At 43.7% G+C, this 21,946-nt stretch carries 22 protein-coding genes; all 22 read right to left on the bottom strand.

Annotated features, from left to right (window positions below):
* Position 1: 1 nt before the first annotated feature.
* Complete coding sequence (fliP, locus tag C1X04_RS04630) at positions 2–739, bottom strand: flagellar type III secretion system pore protein FliP (protein WP_137169280.1); 738 nt, start codon at positions 737–739, stop codon at positions 2–4.
* Positions 736–1,155: a flagellar biosynthetic protein FliO gene (gene fliO, locus C1X04_RS04625; protein ID WP_245927038.1), complete on the bottom strand. Its 420-nt coding sequence runs from the start codon at positions 1,153–1,155 to the stop codon at positions 736–738. Before fliO ends, fliP begins: the two co-directional genes overlap by 4 nt.
* Positions 1,156–1,161: 6 nt before the next feature.
* Positions 1,162–1,623 carry a flagellar motor switch protein FliN gene (fliN, locus tag C1X04_RS04620; RefSeq protein WP_110575529.1) on the bottom strand — a complete coding sequence of 154 codons (462 nt, stop codon included), beginning with the start codon at positions 1,621–1,623 and terminating at the stop codon, positions 1,162–1,164.
* Between the two features lies 1 nt (position 1,624).
* Complete coding sequence (gene fliM, locus C1X04_RS04615) at positions 1,625–2,599, bottom strand: flagellar motor switch protein FliM (RefSeq protein WP_110575528.1); 975 nt, start codon at positions 2,597–2,599, stop codon at positions 1,625–1,627.
* A 4-nt stretch (positions 2,600–2,603) separates the two neighbouring features.
* Complete coding sequence (locus tag C1X04_RS04610; protein WP_137169279.1) at positions 2,604–3,107, bottom strand: flagellar basal body-associated protein FliL; 504 nt, start codon at positions 3,105–3,107, stop codon at positions 2,604–2,606.
* Positions 3,108–3,223: 116 nt separating this feature from the next.
* On the bottom strand, positions 3,224–4,879 hold the full coding sequence (locus C1X04_RS04605) for a flagellar hook-length control protein FliK (protein WP_137169278.1): 1,656 nt from the start codon (positions 4,877–4,879) through the stop codon (positions 3,224–3,226).
* 45 nt (positions 4,880–4,924) lie between these two features.
* Complete coding sequence (locus C1X04_RS04600) at positions 4,925–6,634, bottom strand: fused response regulator/phosphatase (protein ID WP_137169277.1); 1,710 nt, start codon at positions 6,632–6,634, stop codon at positions 4,925–4,927.
* Positions 6,635–6,640: 6 nt separating this feature from the next.
* Positions 6,641–6,943 carry an STAS domain-containing protein gene (locus C1X04_RS04595; protein WP_137169276.1) on the bottom strand — a complete coding sequence of 101 codons (303 nt, stop codon included), beginning with the start codon at positions 6,941–6,943 and terminating at the stop codon, positions 6,641–6,643.
* 30 nt (positions 6,944–6,973) lie between these two features.
* Positions 6,974–8,866, bottom strand: a complete 1,893-nt coding sequence (locus C1X04_RS04590) for a hypothetical protein (protein WP_137169275.1) — start codon at positions 8,864–8,866, stop codon at positions 6,974–6,976.
* Positions 8,867–8,881: 15 nt separating this feature from the next.
* Positions 8,882–10,744: a hypothetical protein gene (locus tag C1X04_RS04585; protein ID WP_137169274.1), complete on the bottom strand. Its 1,863-nt coding sequence runs from the start codon at positions 10,742–10,744 to the stop codon at positions 8,882–8,884.
* Positions 10,745–10,795: 51 nt separating this feature from the next.
* Complete coding sequence (gene fliJ / locus C1X04_RS04580; protein WP_110575513.1) at positions 10,796–11,230, bottom strand: flagellar export protein FliJ; 435 nt, start codon at positions 11,228–11,230, stop codon at positions 10,796–10,798.
* A 53-nt stretch (positions 11,231–11,283) separates the two neighbouring features.
* Entirely contained in the window at positions 11,284–12,615 is a 1,332-nt protein-coding gene (fliI, locus tag C1X04_RS04575) for a flagellar protein export ATPase FliI (protein WP_110575511.1), read from the bottom strand.
* A gap of 5 nt (positions 12,616–12,620) precedes the next feature.
* On the bottom strand, positions 12,621–13,427 hold the full coding sequence (locus C1X04_RS04570; RefSeq protein WP_110575509.1) for a FliH/SctL family protein: 807 nt from the start codon (positions 13,425–13,427) through the stop codon (positions 12,621–12,623).
* A gap of 7 nt (positions 13,428–13,434) precedes the next feature.
* A complete protein-coding gene (gene fliG, locus C1X04_RS04565; protein ID WP_110575507.1) occupies positions 13,435–14,448 on the bottom strand; it encodes a flagellar motor switch protein FliG in 1,014 nt (337 codons plus the stop codon).
* Complete coding sequence (gene fliF / locus C1X04_RS04560; RefSeq protein ID WP_110575505.1) at positions 14,445–16,121, bottom strand: flagellar basal-body MS-ring/collar protein FliF; 1,677 nt, start codon at positions 16,119–16,121, stop codon at positions 14,445–14,447. The genes fliG and fliF overlap by 4 nt, the downstream gene beginning before the upstream one ends.
* 27 nt (positions 16,122–16,148) lie before the next feature.
* A complete protein-coding gene (gene fliE / locus C1X04_RS04555) occupies positions 16,149–16,511 on the bottom strand; it encodes a flagellar hook-basal body complex protein FliE (protein ID WP_110575503.1) in 363 nt (120 codons plus the stop codon).
* Positions 16,512–16,578: 67 nt separating this feature from the next.
* Complete coding sequence (locus C1X04_RS04550) at positions 16,579–17,925, bottom strand: sigma-54 dependent transcriptional regulator (RefSeq protein ID WP_137169273.1); 1,347 nt, start codon at positions 17,923–17,925, stop codon at positions 16,579–16,581.
* A 1-nt stretch (position 17,926) separates the two neighbouring features.
* Entirely contained in the window at positions 17,927–19,081 is a 1,155-nt protein-coding gene (locus C1X04_RS04545) for a PAS domain-containing sensor histidine kinase (RefSeq protein WP_110575499.1), read from the bottom strand.
* A complete protein-coding gene (locus tag C1X04_RS04540; protein WP_110575497.1) occupies positions 19,081–19,551 on the bottom strand; it encodes a helix-turn-helix domain-containing protein in 471 nt (156 codons plus the stop codon). The genes C1X04_RS04545 and C1X04_RS04540 overlap by 1 nt, the downstream gene beginning before the upstream one ends.
* 99 nt (positions 19,552–19,650) lie before the next feature.
* Entirely contained in the window at positions 19,651–20,328 is a 678-nt protein-coding gene (gene bioD / locus C1X04_RS04535; protein WP_110575496.1) for a dethiobiotin synthase, read from the bottom strand.
* Between the two features lie 3 nt (positions 20,329–20,331).
* Positions 20,332–21,150: a malonyl-ACP O-methyltransferase BioC gene (gene bioC / locus C1X04_RS04530; RefSeq protein ID WP_137169272.1), complete on the bottom strand. Its 819-nt coding sequence runs from the start codon at positions 21,148–21,150 to the stop codon at positions 20,332–20,334.
* Positions 21,134–21,937 (bottom strand): alpha/beta fold hydrolase, encoded by an 804-nt coding sequence (locus tag C1X04_RS04525; protein WP_137169271.1) that lies wholly within the window; start codon positions 21,935–21,937, stop codon positions 21,134–21,136. Before C1X04_RS04525 ends, bioC begins: the two co-directional genes overlap by 17 nt.
* Positions 21,938–21,946: the final 9 nt, after the last annotated feature.

Genomic DNA, 21,946 nt, shown 5'->3' with positions numbered 1-21,946 from the left:
GCTAAATCCCGAAACTCGCCGCCAAAGTCCCCATAATCATAGACCAACCATCAACCATCACAAAAAGCATGATTTTGAATGGTAAGGAAATAATGATAGGAGAGAGCATCATCATACCCATTGCCATCAAGACACTGGCCACCACCATATCAACGATCAAAAAGGGAATGAAGATCATAAAACCAATTTGAAAGGCGGTTTTCAATTCACTGGTAACAAATGCAGGCATCAAGATAGTGAAAGGCAAGGTTTCCATCGACTCGATCGTCCCCTCTCTACCCGCTAACTTAACAAAAAGAGCAATATCATCTTCTCTAGTTTGAGCAAGCATAAAGTCCCGCACAGGAACGGACGCAGCCTCAACGGCTTGAACCGATGTCATCTCCTCATTTAAATAAGGCTGTAAAGCAACCTCATTCACTCGATCCAATGTCGGTGTCATGATAAATAACGTTAAAAACAACGCCATACCAATCATAATTTGATTCGATGGTGTTTGCTGCAAACCAATCGCCTGACGCAGAATCGCTAAGACAACAATAATCCGTGTAAACGCTGTCATCATCATTAAAGCCGCTGGCAACAAGGTCAGCGCAGTCATGATAAAGAGAATTTGTAACGACACCGAATAATCTTGACTGCCATCAGGGTTGGTGACCACTTTCACCGCGGGCAAGCCAACTTCAGCCCAAGACATTCCTGGCAATATCAGCAACAAAAGCAGAGCAAGACGCATCATGTAGCATCTCCATCATCTTTTTTCGCTGCCGTGTTTTCTCGATCAACTTCTTCCATCACAGAAGCAAATGATGTTGCTTTTGGTGGAAAGCTTCGTAAATGACTAATAGTCTGAGGCGTCACCCCAATTAACAAGCGCTCACCCTCCACTTCAACCAACATGAGCTTTTCTTTGGCGCCAAGGGACTGAGCACTAATGATTTTGATATCAGATTTCCCAAGCTTCATTTGAGCAAATTGAAAACGTTTCATTAGCCAAAGGCATGCAGGTATAAAAGCGATAACAAAGATAAGAGAAAGAACAACTTTCCAAATGGATGAAGTCACAGACATATCTTGCGCACCAGCGGCGCACAAATACGGAGACGCCATACAAAGTATGGCGATAGAAACACGGTCAAAAGAAAAAAAGCTCAATATATACTACTTAAGTCGTCTAATACGCTCGCTCGGACTAACAACATCGGTCAAACGAATACCGTATTTGTCGTTAACTACCACCACTTCGCCATGCGCAATCAATGTGCCATTAACCAACACATCGAGAGGCTCACCAGCAAAACGATCAAGTTCCACAACCGAACCTTGTGTTAGTTGCATCAAATTGCGGATTGCTATTTCCGTGTTACCCAATTCCATAGAAAGGACAACCGGAATATCCATAATTAGATCAAGATCAGACCCAACACCACCACTAGGAACAGCAGGATTCGAAAGTGTTTCTAACTTAACAGGCTCAACTTTTTGCTCTGACATTGCTGCCGCCCATTCGTCTTCGATACCTTCGCTATCTTCTGATTCACCAGCTTCAGACATTGCAGCTGCCCATTCATCAGCTAAATCTTCATCCATTCCTGCTGCGTCTGGATTTTGTTCTTCTGCCATGTTATTTAGTCACCTTCGTTTTAAAACTTTCTTCCATTTGTACTGAATAGCGTTCGTTACTCACCCCTAACTTGCCTTTAAATGTAGGTACACCATTCGCACGAACAGTTACAAATTCAGGCATTTCTATCGGAATAATGTCACCCGCTTTAAATTTTAAGACGTCACCTAAAGATATTTTTCTATTGGCCACATTTACCGACAACTTAACATCAATATCTTTAACATCTTGTTCAAGAGATTTGCCCCAACGGTCATCTTTTTCATCAACGTCACTCTGTACACCAGCGTCCAGCAACTCTCTTACGGGCTCGATCATAGAATAAGGTAACGTGATATGAAGCTCACCACCACCGCCATCCAGCTCAATATGGAAAGTGGATACCACCACAACTTCGCTAGGACTAACGATATTCGCCATTGCAGGGTTTACTTCTGAACTAATGTACTCTAGTTCAAGCTTCAATACAGGAGCCCACGCTTCGGTTAAGTCAACAAACACCTGCTCTAACATTAACTGAACAATTCGAATTTCTGTTGGAGTAAATTCTCGACCTTCTATTTTTGCATGTCGACCATCGCCACCAAAAAAATTGTCTACTAACTTAAAAACCAGTTTAGCATCAAGAATAAAAAGCGCCGTACTTCTTAAAGGGCGAAACTTTACCAAATTCAAACTAGTGGGAACATAAAGGGTATGAACGTATTCACCAAACTTCATTACCTGAAGACCACCAGATGAAACATCGGCAGTTCGGCGAAGCATGTTAAACAAACTAATTCGCGTATAACGAGCAAATCGTTCGTTAATCATTTCCAAGGTGGGCATACGCCCACGCACAATACGCTCTTGACTGGTGATGTCATACGACGCAACGCCATTGGCGTCTCGGTTATCCTCTTCTGCAGGCTTTTCATCAGCGCCATGTAAAAGAGCATCGATTTCATCCTGTGATAACAGATCTTGAGCTGACATAATTTTATTGCATCACAAAGTTAGTAAATAACACAGCATCAATTCCCCCTTGACCAGTTTCCTGCTCAAGAATGCCATTGATTGCATCAAGGGCTGCATTTTTTAATGCCATTTTCCCTTCAGCGGTTTGTAACTCATCAAACGATTGGCTTGAAAAAAGCAGCACCAAACTGTTTCGAATCAAAGGCATGTGTAGGGTTAGGGCATTAATCTGTTCGACATTTTTAGACTTCACAGACATGTTAAGCTGTACATAACGCTGCCTGCCATCGACCATAAAGTCCACCGTGAAAGCGGGATCTAATGCTAAGTAAGTTGAAGGCTCATTTGCTAATGCTTCCTCAGTAGACTCTGTAGACTCATCAGAGCCACTAAATAAGAAAAAATACGCAGCTGCACCACCACCGCCAACCAACACTAGAAGAAGAGCAATAATGATAATAAGTTTTTTCTTACCACCAGACTTCCCTGCTTCTTCACCAATATCCAAACCGTCTTCTTCAGCCATACTCATAAACCTTAGGTGTATCAAATTCTTTTACAGAACGTTTATCACGCTCTTATGCATGAACAATTCCCTATTCTACAAAGAATCAAACATAGCACCATCAATTTCTTGAAAGTTTAAGCGTAGTAATCAACACCTGACGCTGAAACATACGATAAATTGCTTGAATCCAACTCTTCCTCAAGCTCATCATTGCTAGCCAGCAACCCTTGCGAAGAGCCATTGCCTCGCTCACCTGCCCTATCTTGCGCGCCAGAAGTGTCTTGCTGGGAAACATCCACATCAGCACGACTCAAATCCATTCCTTGCTGAGCCAGCATATCTCTCAAGCGGCCCATCTGGCCTTCTAGCAAATCTCTTGCTTGAGGCGTTGCGGCAATAAAACTAATCTGAGTATTCGAATCACTGTCCACAGAGACTTTTACCGTTAAACTTCCAAGCTCTGGTGGGTCCAAACGGATGTGCGCGGTATGACCTCCATCACGAGCAATCCAAGCCACCTTTTGCGTCATCTCATTGGCCCAACCAGGGTGACCAGGTGGTACACTCATGGTCAAATTATTTTGAGGCGCCATAGCAGACGCATTCGCTGCAACAACAGCCGCTCGGTTTACATTGTTATTGTGCAACGAACTATTTAAACCACCAGTTGCATTATCATCAGCAAAATTGCCATCAATTTGCGCTGACATTCGACCTATCATGGCCTCCTGTTCTTTTTTACGCAATTCAATCGGCTCGTTTAACAGTACACCATCATCCGTTAGCAAGGCATCACTAAGCTCAACGCTATCGCCATCTAATGCAGTAGCCGCTCCGGCCCCTAACAAAGCAGCAGGAACCGCTCCTGAACGAGCTTCTTTATTGACAACCGTTCCAGCGACAGCTGCTGCGCCACTAAGAACTTTAGACGAATCCACTCCAGACTCTCCAGTCGCAGAACCTGAAGCGGCTTTAGTAACAGGATTCGCCATTTGAGATAAAACCCAAGACAAAGAGCTTTCTTCACCCTCCAAGTCTGTCTCAACGCCCTCTCCGGAAGATTCAACCAAACCAGATTTAGAAGTCAAACCATCGCCACCAGCCACAACGGACTTTAGCCCCGCTACTCCAGCAAGGTTTTCACCGCTGACAGTAGCAGTACTAGATGCATTTGCGGTCTTAGCAATCGACTCATTTTTCATGTCTGGTGTCTTTTGAGACAACACGCCAGTCGCGACCACCTCACCACTATCAGAATTTTTTACGGACTCAGCTTCTGCAGCAACCAACTCAGCATCCGAATTCACAGGACTAACCAGTTCAGACTCTGAATTTAAACTGTTAGTAGCCGGTAATGTTGAAACAGGCACTTCTGCATCAGCGGAAACAGCACCAGAAGCCCCTTGAGCAGGAGCGACTTCACCTTCACCCTGCAACTTTTTGCCGCTGCCATCGGCTTTGATGTTGTTATTTTTGGAGGAGACAGTTTGATCAGTAAGGCCACTCTTCCCATCAGAAGAACGGTCACCTATTGGTGTTGAATCATTCTTTGGCTCTTTCGTTGTCGCTACTTTGTCAGCACTGGAAGTCTTTGTTTCAGCTGCTGGCGACTGTGTAGATGCAGAAGAATCACCACGCGAGGAAGCCTTATCAGAAGCAAGAGTACTTTTTGCTCTATTAAAGTCGTTCGCAAAAGCATCGCCGCTCTTAGAAGGTGCCTTAGTCGAAATAGGCTTTTTAGGTGGTATATTTGAAGATAAAGACAATACCGAATTTGAGTCTGTGCGCATAATTTCCTCCGATAGTGTAGAGGACTATGCAATAGAAAGGCCAACCTAATTAGTTAAACCAACTTGCCAATGATAATGCGCTGTCACTGCACTACCACCCTTAGAAAATTCTAATTTGGAACACAGCTGATCCAGCAATGCTAAGCCTCGGTTATAAAGCAATTCTGTATTCGATATATCGTAATTCACCTTCTGATAATCAAACCCGGATCCACTGTCTTCAACATACAAAACAAGCACACGCTGATTATTATCAGAAGTGACTTTGATGGAAATCTTTACGTAGCCATCAACCAAGTTACTTAAACGTCGTTCCCGCTCATCGTAATACTGAGAAAAACCTTCGCTAGAGTTTTTCTTCGCTGAATCCAGCTGCAACACACCGTGTTCCAGTGCGTTCGAATATAATTCAGACAGAATCATAAAAATCTGACTAGAAAAGCTACTTAACCCCGGCACTGTCGTCAGTATTTGCAAAACGTATGGGAGTGGATCTGTATTGCGAAGCGAGTCAGCGTATAAAACATACTCAAAGGAGAAATTGGCTGGCGCTTCATGGTGCCTTTTTGGCACATCTCGTTCCAAAGAATCAATTCCAATATTTGTATCTAAACGAATATTCAAACACGAAATATCATCATGAGGATTCTCTAAAACCCCTTCATTTTTCAGCTGCTCAACCAACCAATCTGTCGCCTTATCTGCTTCAATTTCCCCTCGATATAGAGGGTTGAGTACTGAATGACAAAACATCTCACCAGATAACCCCAAAGCTTCATAAACACCGTCTGAAAAGGCCATCAACCTATCACCAGGCGCAAAGTTCATAGGGTCAATTTGACACTCAAAAGCCTCGGGCGAAAGCACACCCAATGGTAAATTTTTAGACGCGAAACGAATAGGTTGTTCTGATGACTCTGAAAAGAACAATAAATCTGGTAAGCCCCCATTCCACACCTCAATACTATTGTTGTTCACTTTAACATCGATAAACACTGCACTGCAGAACATATTGGCTGGCAAAATACCCTTTAGACGAGCATTAATCTCAGGAATGATTTGACGCATCAAAAAGCCTTTTTTGGTCCAATCAAAAAAGATATCGGCCAATGGAAGGGCGCCGATAGCGGCTGAAAGACCATGCCCTGTAAAATCCCCCAATAATAAATGCATCCCACCATTTGGCTTATAGGCGGCCAAAATAACGTCCCCATTAAAGGTATGGGTTCCATAATGAATAGTAGAGAGGGCGGGATCTTCCAAACAATTGGAATGCGTTATATTTTCATATACAACTTTTGCGACTTCTTGATCGTGCAGCAGTTGTTCATTGTATAAGCTCATTGCATCACGCTGCTCTTCCAACGTTTTTTGCATAACAAGCAGCTTCACTATGGCATTTAATTTCGCCGTAATAAGAGCAGGACTATAAGGTTTAGAGATGAAATCAATGCCGCCTATACGTAGGCATTTAGATAAGGCGATAGGATCAGAAATCCCAGAAAGAAAAACAATAGGAACAAACACATCTCCAGCAATCTGTTGGATTTCAGAAGCGGTTTCCCAACCATTTTTTAATGGCATTTTTATATCTAAACAGACAAGTTGAATAGCTTTAGGGTCAAATTTATCAATAGCATCTTGACCATCAATCGCAACGACAACCTTGTGCCCGAGTTGGCTTAAAATAGCCTTCAATAAAATGCGATCAGACGGATTATCGTCCGCAATCAATATGGTTAAAACTTGTTCCATATAAAACTACTCAGTAATAACAAACAGCCGATGAAAGTTAGCAATTTTAAGAATGTCAGTAGCCGCATCATTTGCGTGTATCAATCGGATATTCGCTTTATCGCCTCCAGTATAGTCCCTTAGCAACAACAACATACCCAAAGCCGAACTATCAAGATAAGTCACTCGAGATAAATCCACATCACAAGAAGTCACACCCACAGTATTCATAAAAGCTTCTTTAAACGTTTTATGACAGCTGTAATCAAAGCGTCCTTCTATTCGGATTGTTAAACACCCTGATTTTTTATTAAAAAAGCTTTCAACCACAGCCTACTCCTAGAGGATGAGTGAAAAGCTTTATTTAGCCTCCCACTCACTATTAGATTCTTCAGCAGAATTATCGTCATCTGCAACCGACGAAATACTTATGGAGGCTCTCTCTATCATGCTATGGAGCCGTTCCAACACTTCATTAACAGACACTCTGGCCTTATCAAGCCTAGCGACCCCGACACTTCTATCGGACTCTAGCAAAGACAAGGTAGATGACGTCATTGATTTCATCTCTTGTATCTGTTTCTGGACATTACTAATGTCATGCTGCAAATCAACAGCGAAACGGTGACGCACTCCTTCACTCTCACCCTCGGTCGCCGCCAGACTGGTTAATACACCAGCTCTCACTTCATTAAGCCATCGCTCTACATCACCTAATAAAAACACATCTGAAGACAAATCCTTTTCAACCAGTGCTAAGCGCTGCAAAACCAATTCGTAGCCTAATATCAATGAATCTCTTATTTGCTCAGACAACCAAACAACATCGTTTAGTTCACCTTGAAACACATCACCAAGCGAATCATCGACTAACGCAACATCATTACCAGATGCTTTATTGTGATTGGTTTTCTCGTCAATTAGGGATGCTATTTGTTGTAGTTTAGTAACTTTTTCTACCGGTTTTGTTTGTAATGAGAGAGAGTTAAGGACATCAAACACCGAAATGACATTTTGACGAGTAAGCTCTAAAGATTTAGCAAAGGAAGCGTAAGGAGAAGAAGCCCTTAATGGACGTATAGGCGCATCCCAAACATCATGAGACATAAGCTTCAAGCTATGATGTAGCACTTCAAGTTCAGCCATCTCTGACTTGGCTTTTATAGAAATGAAACACTGTAAACGAGACGCTTCTTCCTCACTATCAGGAGCAAGGCGCTCTACTTTTAGCTCGTACATGCCATCTGATAAATTTAAAACTACGCTGTCCTCGCAAAGGAGTATCGAATCCGCTATACGCTCTCCGATAGGATCATCAAGCCCCGGATCAATGCCAAACAAAGACTCAAACAAGGCGGTATTTCTATACCAAAGGTGCCCAGCACCAGCACTTAACCAACTCACATCGCCTTCATGATTCGTGATAAAAAAGGCCTCATCGACTTTTCCTAAAGCCTTCTCGACCAACTCAAGCGACTCCTGAGATTGGCGAATATCAAAATCACGGGATGCCAATTCATTATCAATAATGTGGCCAATGTCTGTTAGCTCATCCACCACATTTCGAGGTGGTAACACATGCGCATGACTATGCTTATAGTGATCCAACACGGCCTGCAAACTAGAAAAGCCAGTGCGCAGCTGCGTGGCAAATCGCACACTCAAAATAAGCAAAATGGCCATCAAAAGGATAAAAGCAGCAATGCATCCCATCATTAAACGATCAGCAAACAGTTGATGTTTATAATCAAGACTGACTCTAGTCTGCTGCAATTTCTCATTAATAGCTTTTAACTGATCAAACGAAGAATAAGCCGCCATTCGCTCTGACTCTGTCAACAACCTCTGCTCTGGTTCTTTCTGAATCATGGCATCCAGCAATATTAAAGAGTCAGATACATTCTCATCCGCTAGAAGCAGAAAATTTGGCAACCGACTTTCAATCAAGCCATACTCTCTTTGTAGCGTTTGCGAAAAGTCATCCGTCTCCATGGCTGAACGAGCGATATCGCCATCATCCCCCTTACCAAGCAACAGCCACTGCAACCAGTGCTCCTTTGCACTCTGCGTCAGCACTAACAGCTCATTCAACTTTGCCTGCTCTTGCCGCTGCTGCTCTAAACTCATGCTAATGGCAACATACACCCCACTAAATACGAGCAAGAGCATAAACAATAAAGCCGCAACGCCTTTTTGAAGTCTATTAATGAGCTCTTTTCTTGGAGCGCCAAATGGTGAATGTGGTGTATTCATAGGCAATAATCACTTTCAAGCTAATAATAAAGATGGCCAAACGCCAGCAACAAAGGATACGAAATTCTTCTTAGTAATAAGAATGTCACCGTGATCAGCATAAGAAAAACTCGTATTCTCATGCTGACTATTAAATGCATTATCTAGTGCAACAAAATCCTGAATATAGTCAGCCTCAGGCACAGCTGAACTCCAATCACATCCAGACAGAGACAAAACCACTGACGCCCCCATCCATTCTAAAACAACGGTAAATGCGGGATCATCTGAAGAAAACGCCCCACCAAGATCAAAGGGTAATTCAGATATCACACGGTCATAACAGCGGCCGTCATGCACAACGAAAGCACCAAACTCTAAACGGTTTCCCACCTTACTTATAACCGTTTTAGGTAATTGATAAGGCAGCAAGGCCATCACTAAACTCGCCTCTACCCAACACATCCTGCCACAAACGCGTCCAGAATAATAACCGTTCTTAGTTGGTAAAGCTTCTCTCTTAGACGATTGCCAGCTAGAAATTACTGGTAAGCCCTCAGCATTCAACAACCAAGGCTCTAACAGCGGTTCATTAAACGAACTCAACCAAACATTCTTAACCCATAAGCGGGGTGATGGCATTTGAGACGCTACCGCTTCAATTTCACGGATAAAAAGATAAGGAATCGCAAAATAGCGCCCTCCCTGTTGCACAACTAAAACCTCGCGAATACTAGAGGGCAACAGACAAAAAGCATCGACTTTGGAAAATAAGGGCATGTCGAATACCACTTCTGCTTCTAGTCGATTTTCCATCGAAAACATCCGGCGCTCACCCATCTTGTGCATGCTTTCTTCAGTCACAAGAAACTTGCCTAAGCATTCTGCTCGATCGAACACAACAGTCCCGAAGCTCGACTCTATCTCATACAAAGTATAGGCTAGATAATCGCGCCCTAGGCAGGACAAATAAGATAGCTGGCCACTTTCAAGAGTAGCAAGGTAAACAGAGCCTCCATGACGAACAGGTAGGTAATCACGACCTTCCTCCACCTGAATCGGCACAACATGTTCAGCCATAGGCACAAGACGGTTTGCTGAATTCAGTAAAGGTACATCAGTACGAAAACAGTCACTAAACCCTTTATAGAACCCAGCCTTAATATGCACATCAAACCTATCTAACAAGCGATAACGCAAATCGCGTGGCATCGCCGTATTTTGAAATAAGGGTAAAAAACTCAACTCACAGAGCTCTCGCAATGTTTCTTTGCTGTTTTTGGGGAGTACTTTCCAGTGCAAGTCAAGAAATTGATCCTGAAGCCAACTCAGTGATTGCACACTCACCAGAGAAAATCGCCCCATCACCACAGAGTTTTTAAACGAATCTAACTGAAATGACACCTTTCCCACACGAGAAAGCCCTTTAAGATAGGTATCAATACTTATCAACGAATTCGTATTTCCATCCAGGCTTGCTTCAAAGTTTTTGTAGGATGGCTCATCGTATGATTGCTCAGAAAAAGATAAAACCACTTGCCAACAAGACCTTTCAGCCGACAACAGAGCTTCCAGTTGATTTGCTCGTTCTGCATCAATCTGACTAGCAATAATTACTTGAATAATCGCATCGGTAGCGGACAAAAAAGCAAGATGATATTCCCTGTCATAAGGCGCACCCTGCGCCAAGAGCACATCAACAGCCGACAAAATGTCTAATAAACGCTGATTGCACAAAGGGGAAGGAAAAGATGATTTAAAAAGATTTTTAATTGAAAGTAATGATTGGTGAAGCTGCGCTATGCCATCTGCGGGTGAGTAGGCATATTCATGCAGTGCACTTTCTATTTGAGCAATAGGCAAAGACAAATTGGTTACTCCGTTATCCAGTCCTGCCATATTTCACCTTAACAATGAGCCAAGTGGCTGTCTAAATATACAATTTGAATGCTATCGCAAACTATCTAAAAAGCGGCGCATAGCAAATTCATCACTTTGTCGTTGTTCTTGTTTAGTCTCCACAAGCAGCTCTGCTTTGTGATTTTTTTCTTTAAGCCAATCCATGCTTTTCGTTTTGGTACGAGCTTGCAGCCAGCGACGCATACTCATATTAGCTTGCTGCTCAGATCGACCAATAGCGGCTTCCTGCTGGGCTATCGCTTGCTGAACTCGCGTCACAAAGTGCTGATAGTTGGTCGTTAAATACGCACTCAAACCTAAAAGATTTCGCTCAGATTCATACTGTTCCGCGTATTCGCGCAACTCTTGCAACTTTTGCTCATCATAAAGCACTTTCGCTTTATCTCGCGCTAATTGCTGAGCAGCAGAGTCCTCTTTGCGTTTAGCAAGATCGACTAGAATCTGCATTCGCTGTGATTTTTTCATGCCCACTCCACTTTGAAACTCACTAAATAGTAGACGTTTTTATAAGCTGGCGTCTACTGCGCTTTCGTCATTGCCGTCACAAGAGCCTGCAAACTCTCATCTATGCTGAAGCTTTCAGTAAGGGATTGCTGTAGAAACTCCCTGATATCTGGCATTTGCAAGATGGCTTGATCTAAATCCGGATCACTACCACGGGCATAAGCACCGACAGAAATAAGGTCTTGGTTTTGCTGGAACTTTGAATACAGCTGCTTAACTCGCATGGCACCATATAAATGATCTTCACTGACAATATGCGGCATAGCTCGAGAAATAGAAGCCTCTATATCGATAGCCGGATAATGCCCTTCTTCAGCCAAACGTCGAGACAACACAATATGGCCATCTAGAATAGCTCGAGACGCATCAGCAATAGGATCCTGCTGATCGTCCCCCTCAGTCAATACCGTATAAAATGCGGTTACTGAGCCACTGCCTTCGCAGCCATTACCAGCCCGTTCAACCAACTGTGGAAGTTTAGAAAAAACCGAAGGCGGATACCCTTTTGTTGCTGGGGGCTCTCCAACTGACAGTGCAATTTCCCGCTGTGCTTGAGCATAACGAGTTAAAGAGTCCATTAGCAGCAGAACATTTTTACCTTGATCACGATAATACTCAGCAATGCGAGTGGCAAGCATCGCTGCGCGCAATCGCATCAATGCTGAGTCATCCGCAGGAGAAGCTACCACAACCGAACGTGCAAGACCTTCAGCACCAAGTATTTGATCAATAAATTCTTTTACTTCTCGGCCACGCTCACCAATCAAGCCAACCACAGTAATATCCGCTTCTGTATACTTGGTCATCATCCCAAGCAACATACTCTTACCCACACCACTGCCGGCAAAAAGCCCTAAACGCTGTCCTTTACCAACCGTTAACAGGCTATTGATCGCCTTAATTCCGACGTCCAATGGCTCGTGTATAGGCTTCCTTTGCAACGGGTTAATCACATCACCGTGCAGGCTAACAGAATCCTTAGTTTTGATTTTGCCTTTACCATCCAAAGGCTTGCCTAAGCCATTCACAACACGGCCGAGCAACTCGTCCCCCACAGGCATCAGGCTATCACCAAGTAAAGGGCGCACCCGAGCACCAGGAGAAATCCCTTCTATTGCTTCTGTTGGCATTAAATAAGTTAAATCACCAGTAAACCCAACCACCTCGGATTCCACCCAGCGATCTTTTCTGACTTGTACCGAACAGCGATCTCCCAACGCCACGACACAGCCAACCGCCTCCATGGTCAAACCAACCATGCGGGTCACTTTGCCTTCTATTTGAGGAGGCAACCTTGTTAATGAGACATGACTTAGTTTGTTAAATCGCTCTTTAAGCGTAGACACAGCAGTTAATCCTGCTCAGCAAAGGATAGATTACGAAGTTCATCACATACAGCGTCAAGTCGTTGCTCGACGCGCCCATCGACATGAAAGGATTTAGAATCAAGAACAAAACCACCGCTGATAAGCGATTCATCCGTTTCAAGCTGAATGGTTAGTCTATCTTTAACCCCCAACTCCTCTAAAATAGACACATCATCAGGGTGAAGTCGAAGTTTCACACGACCTTCGTATTCACCAATTTCATCAAATACTCTTGAAAGCTGCTTTTTAAGCACACTATGGCCATCTTGAGACATTGTAGAAAGACAAACATTTTCGATAATACGCGTCATTGACTGATACAAAAGCGTTTCTACTGCTTCTCGGCTCTCTTCCAATGGATGCGTCAATTCTTGCACAGCCTTACTCAATAAAGCCTCAAGCGCTTCAAATTGTAGTTTCGCCTGTTCACGAGCTTGCTCTTTGCCTTCTTCTAGGCCAATTAAACGACCTTCTTCATGGCCTTTCTCAAAGCCATCCACTTCGCCTTTAGAAAAACCATCGGCATGACCTTTTTTATGGCCTTCCTCTTCACCCTGAATGAAACCTTCTTCATAGGCGGCCGAACGAATTTCTTCTAATTGAGAAGCGGTTAGCGGCTCATACACCAAAGAGTCTTCATCGACCTCTTCACTGGTGACAACTGTATTCTTTTGAATCAACATCGCTGGACCAGAATTGGTCACCGGATTATTATTTTCTAGGTGAGGAAGTTCCCAACGCTCGTAAGCTGTTAACTTACGTTCGTTTTTTTCCTGCTTTTGATCTGACATGCTCTAACTAAACCATCTGCTCACCGCCGCCACCGAGAACGATTTCTCCGTTATCAGCAAGGCGTCTGGCAACTGCCAATATTTCTTTTTGTGCGACTTCCACTTCACTTACACGCACAGGGCCTTTCGCTTCCAAATCATCTTTAAGCATATCGGCAGCACGTGAAGACATGTTTTTGAAAATTTTGTCCTGCATATCGGGATCTGCGCCTTTCAAGGCAAGAATCAAGGTTTCAGATTCAACTTCACGAAGAATAACCTGAATGCCGCGATCATCCACATCCATAAGGTTATCAAATACAAACATCAAATCCTGAATTGTATTAGCAAGATCTTCATCAACATCACGAATAGATTCCATTAATTCAGACTCTACAGAGCTGTCGATAAAGTTCATGATATTGGCTGCCGTACGAACACCGCCAATAGTTGTAGACTGGGTTGAGTTATTACCAGAGAACTGACGCTCAAGGATATTGTTTAACTCTTGCAATGCCGCTGGCTGAACCGTTTCTAAGGCGGCCACACGCAACACGATATCCAAACGTACTCGTTCATCAAAATTCGCAAGGATATCAGCGGCCTGATCTGGATCTAGGTACGAAATAACGATGGCTTGAATCTGCGGGTGCTCATAACGAATAACATCTGCAACAGCGCGAGACTCCATCCATTTAAGCGTATCAAGACCGGTTGTATTCCCGCCTAATAGAATCCGATCGATCAAGCTGCCGGCTTTTTCTTCACCTAGGGCTTCTCTTAGCATGTTACGAATGTAACCATCGGCACCAAGCCCTAAACCAGTTTGGTCTCCAACTAATACCAAGAAATCATCCAATACTTTCTCAACTTGATGTCGTTGAATATTGGATAACTGAGCCATAGTCTGGCCAATACGTTGAACCTCTTTAGGCCCCATATGCTTCAATATTTGGGCAGCATCAGACTCACCCAGCGACATAAGTAGCACGGCTGCCTTTTGAACTGAACTTAAATCTGCACCTTGGCCAGTATCACTCATTTGCTTTCCATTACCCATTGTTTAACGACTTGAGCGACGCGCTCTGGCTCTTCGGCAATTAATCCACGAATAGCGTTAAGTTGTCGGTCAATTTTCTCTGGTGATCCAGGAACTAATATATCTTCTGCACTTACTAAGGAAACCTGATCGTCCGATATTTCGTCTGTCTCATCAGAAAAAATAGCTGCTTCGGTGTCTTCTGTCACGGCAATCTTATTCTGATCGCTGAGTGTTTTAAGAATTGGTCGAACCACGACAAGCAATAGTATTAACACAAAGATACCAACCAAGGTTGGCTGAATAAGATTCAAGAACCAAGCTTGCTGATAGAAAGGCACTTCAACCGCCGGCTCTTCTGGGTCTGGCAAAGCAAATGGAGAGTTAATAACACTCACACTGTCGCCACGAGAAGGATCATAGCCGACCGCATCACGCACTAAGAGCGTTAATCGACCAAGTTCGTCGTCATTCCATGGCGTCCTTACAATTGCAGAAGTATCTGGATTTAAACTCACCAAATCATCCACCACTACCGCAACTGACAAACGCCTAACCATACCCTGCTGGCGCTTGGTATAGCTAATAGTTCGGTCTAACTCAAAGTTTCGTGTTGTTTCTTCACGCGATTGCCCGTTTACACCGGTGGAAGCGCCACCTATTGGCGCGCCATTTTCATCAACCGCTTCAGGCGCTGTCACCGCACCTGGAGGCTGGTTGGTCAAAGCCCCTGGAATACCGCCAGCATTGGCGCCTGCGCTTCGATTTTCTCGTAATGTTTGCTCGCTTCTTAGCGCCAGCAAATCTGGGTTATATTGTTCGTCTGTTTTTTCAACCGCGGTAAAGTCAACGTCCGCAGACACTTCTGCTTTAAAACGTCCCTGACCCACAACAGGCCCAAGAATATTATTCACTCGTTGCAGCAATACATCTTCTACTTTACGAGCGTAATCAAACTGCTTTCCAGCAACAGAAAGCTCAGAATCAGAGTCTTTCTCAGTTAATAAAGTGCCGCGCTGGTCTACAACAGTGACATCTTTATCACTTAACTGGGAAATACTAGAAGCCACTAAGTTAACAATCGCCTCAACTTGGCTTCTGTCCAAACGTCTTCCAGGATACAGCTCTAAGAATACCGATGCTGAAGGTTTTCGTGTATCGCGAACAAATACAGACTCTTTCGGTATTGCCAAATGCACCCTAGCACTTTTAATACTTTGTAAACTTGATATGGTTCGGCTTAACTCACCTTCTAAACCACGGCGATATCGAGTCGTTTCTACAAATTGAGATGTGCCAAGCCCTTGCTCTTGATCCATTATTTCCATACCAACAATGTTGTCGGAAACAATACCGGACCCCGCTAACTTGAGACGAGCCTGATGATAAAAATCAGATTCAACAAGCAACGCACCGGTATTTTGGTCTAATTTGAAAGGAATATTATTAACACTAAGAATTTCAACGATTTGATCTGCATTGTAATCGGTAATGCTACTTAATACAGGTTTGTAGTCTGGGCCGTTACTCCATAAGACAGCGGCTAATCCTATAGCGATAGAGGCAGCTAAACCAACCATTAAGGCAAGCTGACGTATCACCGTTAACTTATTAAAGCCGGTAACCAACTCTAGATAGAGCTTTTGCTCCGATTGTTCTGCAGGGATATTATCCATTAAAAAGCGCCAAGCGGTTTATTATGCCTAAATTGGCATATTCATGATTTTTTCATACGCGTCTACAAGTTTATTACGCACCTGAGTCATTGCTTCAAATGACACACTCGACTTTTGCAGACCTATCATGACTTGAGGCAAATCAACCCCTTCATCACCGCGCTCGTAGGATTGGGCTAACTGAGTCGATTCTTTTTGCAAAGTATTCACGTTATTGACCGCATTTTTTAGCATTTCTGCAAAATCTGCTCGTTCAACAGCCTGACCACTGTCGCCTTCACCACCTATTTTGGGGATATTAGACACAGAGGAGCTAGGCGCTTGAACTTGCGACTGCATTTCTCTCATTTGAGATAACACCTGATTAATGTCTGGTCGACCAGTAATCATGTTTTTTCACCTAAAAAATCACATTTGTACAGCTTAGCATAAAGCTAATTAAAACAAGATACAAAAATCAATCTACATCTATGCCACTTTCACGCATTTTAGCAATTTTGTAGCGCAGCGTTCTTGGACTAATCCCCAATTTATCTGCGACCACTTTACGCTTACCATTTGCATCTATAAGAGCTTGAGCAATAATTCGGAATTCATGCTGCTGAACACCTTTACCCAAAATGGAAGCCGCACTGTCTTCATCCACAACCGCTTCTGTCGCCGCTGGCGTTAAGCTCATCATATCAAAGGCAATGTGATCTTCATTAATTTGCGCATTTGGACTTAATATAAGAGCACGCTGAATCACATTATCCAGCTCGCGGACATTCCCCGGCCAAGGGTGAGATTCCAATTTACTCTGTGCTGACGGTTTTAATGTGGCGCCAGCAATGCGCATTTTCGCAGCATGCTTCGCCAACAAATGCTGAGCAATAGGCAAAATATCCCCTTTACGCTCGCGAATGGGCTGCCAGCGCAACGGAAAGACATTCAAGCGATAGTATAAATCTTCTCGAAAGCCACCTTCTCGCACATAATCAGCAAGATCTCGGTTTGTCGTAGCAATGATACGAACATCCAAGGGAATCGACTTTTTACCACCAAGGCGCTCTACTTCTTGCTCTTGCAGAACACGTAATAATTTCGCCTGCAAACCGACATCCATCTCAGTTATTTCATCCAGCAATAGAGTACCGCCATTGGCTTGCTCAAATTTACCGGCTTGAGATGACACCGCTCCAGTATATGCACCTTTTTCATACCCAAATAATATGGCTTCCAGCATGTTTTCAGGAATGGCCGCACAGTTAATTGCCACAAAAGGCGCATTGGGTCGGCTTGAGTTTTGATGAATATAGTGGGCAAGTACTTCTTTACCTGTACCACTTTCGCCACAAATCAACACCGTCGAGTCGGTTACCGCAACACGCTTTGCTAACTCAAGCAGAGCAATACTCGCTGGGTCTTTGGCGATAGGTTGAAGATTGACAGAAGGTGCTGCTTTTACAGTGTATTTTGCAATGGCATTAAGCAGCTCTTCTTCTTGGAATGGTTTTAGCAAATAGTCAACCGCACCATCACGCATAGCCTCTACAGCATGCGCAATATCACCATATGCGGTCATCAACATAATAGGCAATTCAGGGTAAGTATCTATAACATGATGAAGTAACCCGTAACCATCCATTCCAGGAAGGTTAACATCAGAAACCACCATATCAAATGGAGCATGTTTGAGTGCGATTATCGCCTCTTCAGCGCTGTAGACTATTTTGCACTGATAACTTGCCAACATCAGCGTATCTTCTAGCGCTTCAGCAAGCCCTTTGTCGTCCTCTACAATCAATAACTTAACATCAGACATTTCATACCCTTACTAGAGGCAACGTAAAACTGGCGGTCGTTCCAGTGCCTTCTATACTGTCTATTTCAAATTGCCCATGATGGGCTCGAGCAATGGCCTTCACCACCATCAAACCCAATCCTGTGCCATGTTGTTTTGTCGTTACAAAACCTTCCTGAACGTGTTCCAACTGCGCTTTAGACATGCCAACGCCACTGTCTTTAAACATAAGCGTTACAAACCCATGACTATTACGCCAATGTAATTGTACTAAACCTCCTTCCGACTGCGCATCTACCGCATTATTTACAAGGTTTAGTAATGCTCCTAATAATGTTTCTTTATTACACTGAATACAATCCGTCGCTAAAAATTCAGCCCCTGCAACTTCAAACTTCATATTTCTTTGGTCGCAAATTTCTTGGCTTTGCGCTGTAAGCTCTTTTATAAAAGCCGTCACACTGATTGTTTCATCTAGTTTTATCTCACTACGGGAAAAAATCAACATGTCACGAATTTGCTTTTCGATATTACCTAACCTATCGACTAACTTGTTCGCGAATGTCTGTCGCATAACGGGGGCAAGGTCTGGTTTCTGTAGATGCCCAGCATACAAAGTAGCTGACGAAAGAGGGGTTCGAATCTGGTGGGCTAAAGCCGCCACCATTTTCCCCATGTTAGACAGTCGCTCATGATGACTAAGCTTTTTTTGCAGCAAATACGCTTCAGTTAAATCAACCAAAATAACCAGCTGCCCAGGCACATTACCTAAAGACGCGGTCTCTACGCGGACTCTTCGCCCAGAAACCATACTAACATCGTGGCCGTCGTCTTTTTGGGGGCGAAAGCTAAGCGGAACAATACTGCCCCATGACTGACCAACCAAAGGCAGGTTGAATAAGCGATCGGCAACAGGGTTGGCCATTACAACCACACCCTCTTCGTTGAGCAATAAAACCCCGACTGGCATAGACTCAAACAACTGTTGAAACTGCAACACCAGCACACGGTTTTTATCTTGTTCTTGACGCTTATCCTCTTCAAGTTTCTCTAATTGGTCATATAATCGAGCCACTTCATGCTGAAGGTCCACATATGACTTTGCCAATACATCAGAAGATTCAGAGAAGGCTTTAAACGCGGCTTTTAACTCCGCAATTTCTTCATCTTTTGTCACTAAAACTCCGATTTATCAATATTATAGCGACGCATTTTTTCAATCAGTGTGGTGCGCTGTATTTGCAAATTTTGCGCTGCTTTAGACACAACACCTTGAGTAGACACTAAAGCTTGGCGAATGAGAAGTGCTTCGAGATGACGAACATGCAAATTTAAATTCACGCCAGAGGCTTGGGGAAAAGTATGCAGCTGCTTAATTTCTTTTAAAACAAGAGACAGTGACTGGGAGCGCCAAGGCAAAGGGCAAAACCAAACATTAAAGTCATCCGCGCTCTTCTCTCTCGGGCTGAGTGAGATCAATGGCACCATTTCATCAAGCTCAAAAGAATCGACCGCTTTTCCCAGCACAACAAAATCGGGCAAAGAAAGCGAATTCAAAGACGTGCTATAGTCAATTCCGATAAAGGTCAGAATGCTGGACACGCTCGACGTTTCTTCATCGTCCAATCCACACAACCAAGCCTTCACACCATCACCTCAATCAAAATATACAGTCACTACCATTATAATGCGTTGATTTTACTCACTTTCAAGCGCTTCACGCCAGCTAATAACATCAATTCGCTATTATAAAGCCGAAAGCAACTCATCAAACACCTTGGCAACCTCTTCACTTTCCACTCCCCAAGGCAAGGCACCTAACAAGGGAGCGGGCAACATTGCAGATAATGTTGCGACATTTTCATCATAAAAAGGCATTGTCTCCGGCCCAGTGTTTGCTACCCACCCTGCCAAAGTAAGGCCATCTCGCAAAATAGCTTCAGCAGTCAATAGCGCATGATTCAAGCAGCCTAGTTTCATGTTAACAACCAGAATAACCGGAAAACCTAAGGCTTTAGCCACATCAGATAACATCTCTCTATCATTTAATGGCACTCTCCAACCACCAGCGCCTTCAACTAGCGCAAATTCATGAGGCGTTAGCAAGGCACCTTTTATGTAACCCTCCAAACGCGAAGCTGTGACAAGACGCCCTTCCTTCATTGCCGCAATATGAGGAGCTATAGCCTCTTCAAGAACCACAGGGTTCACTTGTTCATAAGCCAATTTAACACTACTGGCCTGCTGTATGAGCAAGCCATCATCATTACGTAGATTGCCATCAACACGATCAGCGCCCGCTGCAATAGGTTTTAACCCGATCGATTTCAAGCCTGCACGCTTAGCCGCTTTTAACAGACCTACTGTGACATGAGTTTTACCAGCATCCGTATCGATACCCGTAACAAAAAAACGCTTCTTCACCCATTACTCCTGAATACTAAAAGGTCGTTGAACCACAACAAACGAAACTTGATAACTTAGCGGTATACCCAATTCAACCCTTTGTTTTTCATATTCATTTAGAAACGCTTTCCACTTACTTGGCGATATTGGCTTTTCACCCTCGGAAGCAATGAGACTTGCCCCTACCTTTTTCAGCGAATAAATAGCGTCTTCTGGTGTAACGAACCACATAGGAATATCAGATAACAAAAAAGAAAAAAGGTTCAAACCAGACTCTTTAATACAATCCATCAGTGCCTCTGGCGACATGTACTGATGCACATGCTCGGCGTCATCTAGACCACGCCAAGCTTGACTAATTTCTGGCATAGAACCTTTAGACAGAGTTGAAAAAACAACATAGCCGCCAGGTTTAGTGACTCGATACAGTTCTTTAAATAGCCCCAAAGGATTAAGGCACCACTGGATTGCCAAACTAGAAAAAACCAAATCACAGGAAACATCTTGGATAGGTAATTGTTCTGCATCAGCACAAACAAAATGAACATTTTTTAGCTCAGGGAAGCGCTTACTCGCAACCGCCAACATTTGTGGCGACAAATCAAGGGCGATCATACACGCTGGCGTTAATTGCTCAGACAAGGCGACTAATGCCTGACCTGTTCCCGAACCTAGATCAAGCACAACCTCCGCATCCTCTACGGGCAGCATAGCAACCAGCCGCTCTAAAACAATTTTTTGAAAATCGGCATAGGCATCATAAGACAAAGAAGCGCGGTCAAAACGCTTAGCCAATTGTTTTTTATAGCTAAGCGTTGATATTTCAGGGGTTATTAGCATCGATAAAGTTTTCTATATGACGCACGCAAGCCTCTTCATCTTCTAAAAAAGGCTGATGCGCACAGTTGGACAAGACAACACATTGTCGCAAAGGGTTTGCAACAATTTGCTGATCTAAAGATTGACTAGAAACCAATGCATCCTTGCCTCCAAATAGATGTAAATTTGGGAGATCCAACAAGGACAATTCACGGCGCACATCCAACGATCTCAGCAACCTAAGGCCGCCGATCAAAGCCGGGCGATTTAGTGTTTTTAGTGGCAACCAAGCCTGTAACTGTTTAATCAAAGCCCGCTCGTTCTCAGCACCTTTGGTCTGCAATATAACAAAGCGTTTAAGCCCTTCTTCTGGTGTTTGCGCGACCAAACTTGCAAAGGCGTCAAAGTCTTCAACAGACATTGCGTTATCCCAACCGTCACGCTTAATAAAACTAGGCGAAGCCGACAAGGTAATTAACCCCAACACACAACTGGAGCGACGAGCCGCTACATAGGTCGATACCATGCCACCTAAAGACCAACCAATCCACCAAGCTTCATCGGGCGCCGCCTCTATAAGCTGCTCAGATAAGGCATCGATATCGTAATTCGGCCCAATTCGTGAGCGAGAAATCCATTGCTCATCAAGAGATATACTAGGTAAGTTCGCCACCACCACATAAAACCGCTCACTGAGGCGCAAAGCAAAAGAACGCATCACCTCTTTTGGCATAGCCCAACCTGAGACCATAAAAATAGCCTGATTCGACGCGCTTCCAAAAGATTCTGTTTCAATACGTACTCGCATGCTGCCCCT

It is taken from the genome of Marinomonas sp. FW-1 (assembly GCF_005222245.1).
In the GTDB taxonomy this organism is placed as follows: domain Bacteria; phylum Pseudomonadota; class Gammaproteobacteria; order Pseudomonadales; family Marinomonadaceae; genus Marinomonas; species Marinomonas alcarazii.
This window is presented reverse-complemented; position numbering and strand designations above follow the sequence as displayed.

Coding starts and splice junctions, on each gene's coding strand:
- fliE (WP_110575503.1), bottom strand. CDS start 16,511: ATGATTACTGGTCGACCAGACATTAATCAGGTGTTATCTCAAATGAGA.
- fliF (WP_110575505.1), bottom strand. CDS start 16,121: ATGGATAATATCCCTGCAGAACAATCGGAGCAAAAGCTCTATCTAGAG.
- C1X04_RS04600 (WP_137169277.1), bottom strand. CDS start 6,634: ATGGAACAAGTTTTAACCATATTGATTGCGGACGATAATCCGTCTGAT.
- C1X04_RS04525 (WP_137169271.1), bottom strand. CDS start 21,937: ATGCGAGTACGTATTGAAACAGAATCTTTTGGAAGCGCGTCGAATCAG.
- C1X04_RS04570 (WP_110575509.1), bottom strand. CDS start 13,427: ATGTCAGATCAAAAGCAGGAAAAAAACGAACGTAAGTTAACAGCTTAC.
- bioC (WP_137169272.1), bottom strand. CDS start 21,150: ATGCTAATAACCCCTGAAATATCAACGCTTAGCTATAAAAAACAATTG.
- fliG (WP_110575507.1), bottom strand. CDS start 14,448: ATGAGTGATACTGGCCAAGGTGCAGATTTAAGTTCAGTTCAAAAGGCA.
- fliP (WP_137169280.1), bottom strand. CDS start 739: ATGATGCGTCTTGCTCTGCTTTTGTTGCTGATATTGCCAGGAATGTCT.
- C1X04_RS04585 (WP_137169274.1), bottom strand. CDS start 10,744: ATGGCAGGACTGGATAACGGAGTAACCAATTTGTCTTTGCCTATTGCT.
- C1X04_RS04590 (WP_137169275.1), bottom strand. CDS start 8,866: ATGAATACACCACATTCACCATTTGGCGCTCCAAGAAAAGAGCTCATT.
- C1X04_RS04550 (WP_137169273.1), bottom strand. CDS start 17,925: ATGTCTGATGTTAAGTTATTGATTGTAGAGGACGACAAAGGGCTTGCT.
- fliN (WP_110575529.1), bottom strand. CDS start 1,623: ATGGCAGAAGAACAAAATCCAGACGCAGCAGGAATGGATGAAGATTTA.
- C1X04_RS04605 (WP_137169278.1), bottom strand. CDS start 4,879: ATGCGCACAGACTCAAATTCGGTATTGTCTTTATCTTCAAATATACCA.
- fliJ (WP_110575513.1), bottom strand. CDS start 11,230: ATGAAAAAATCACAGCGAATGCAGATTCTAGTCGATCTTGCTAAACGC.
- fliM (WP_110575528.1), bottom strand. CDS start 2,599: ATGTCAGCTCAAGATCTGTTATCACAGGATGAAATCGATGCTCTTTTA.
- C1X04_RS04610 (WP_137169279.1), bottom strand. CDS start 3,107: ATGGCTGAAGAAGACGGTTTGGATATTGGTGAAGAAGCAGGGAAGTCT.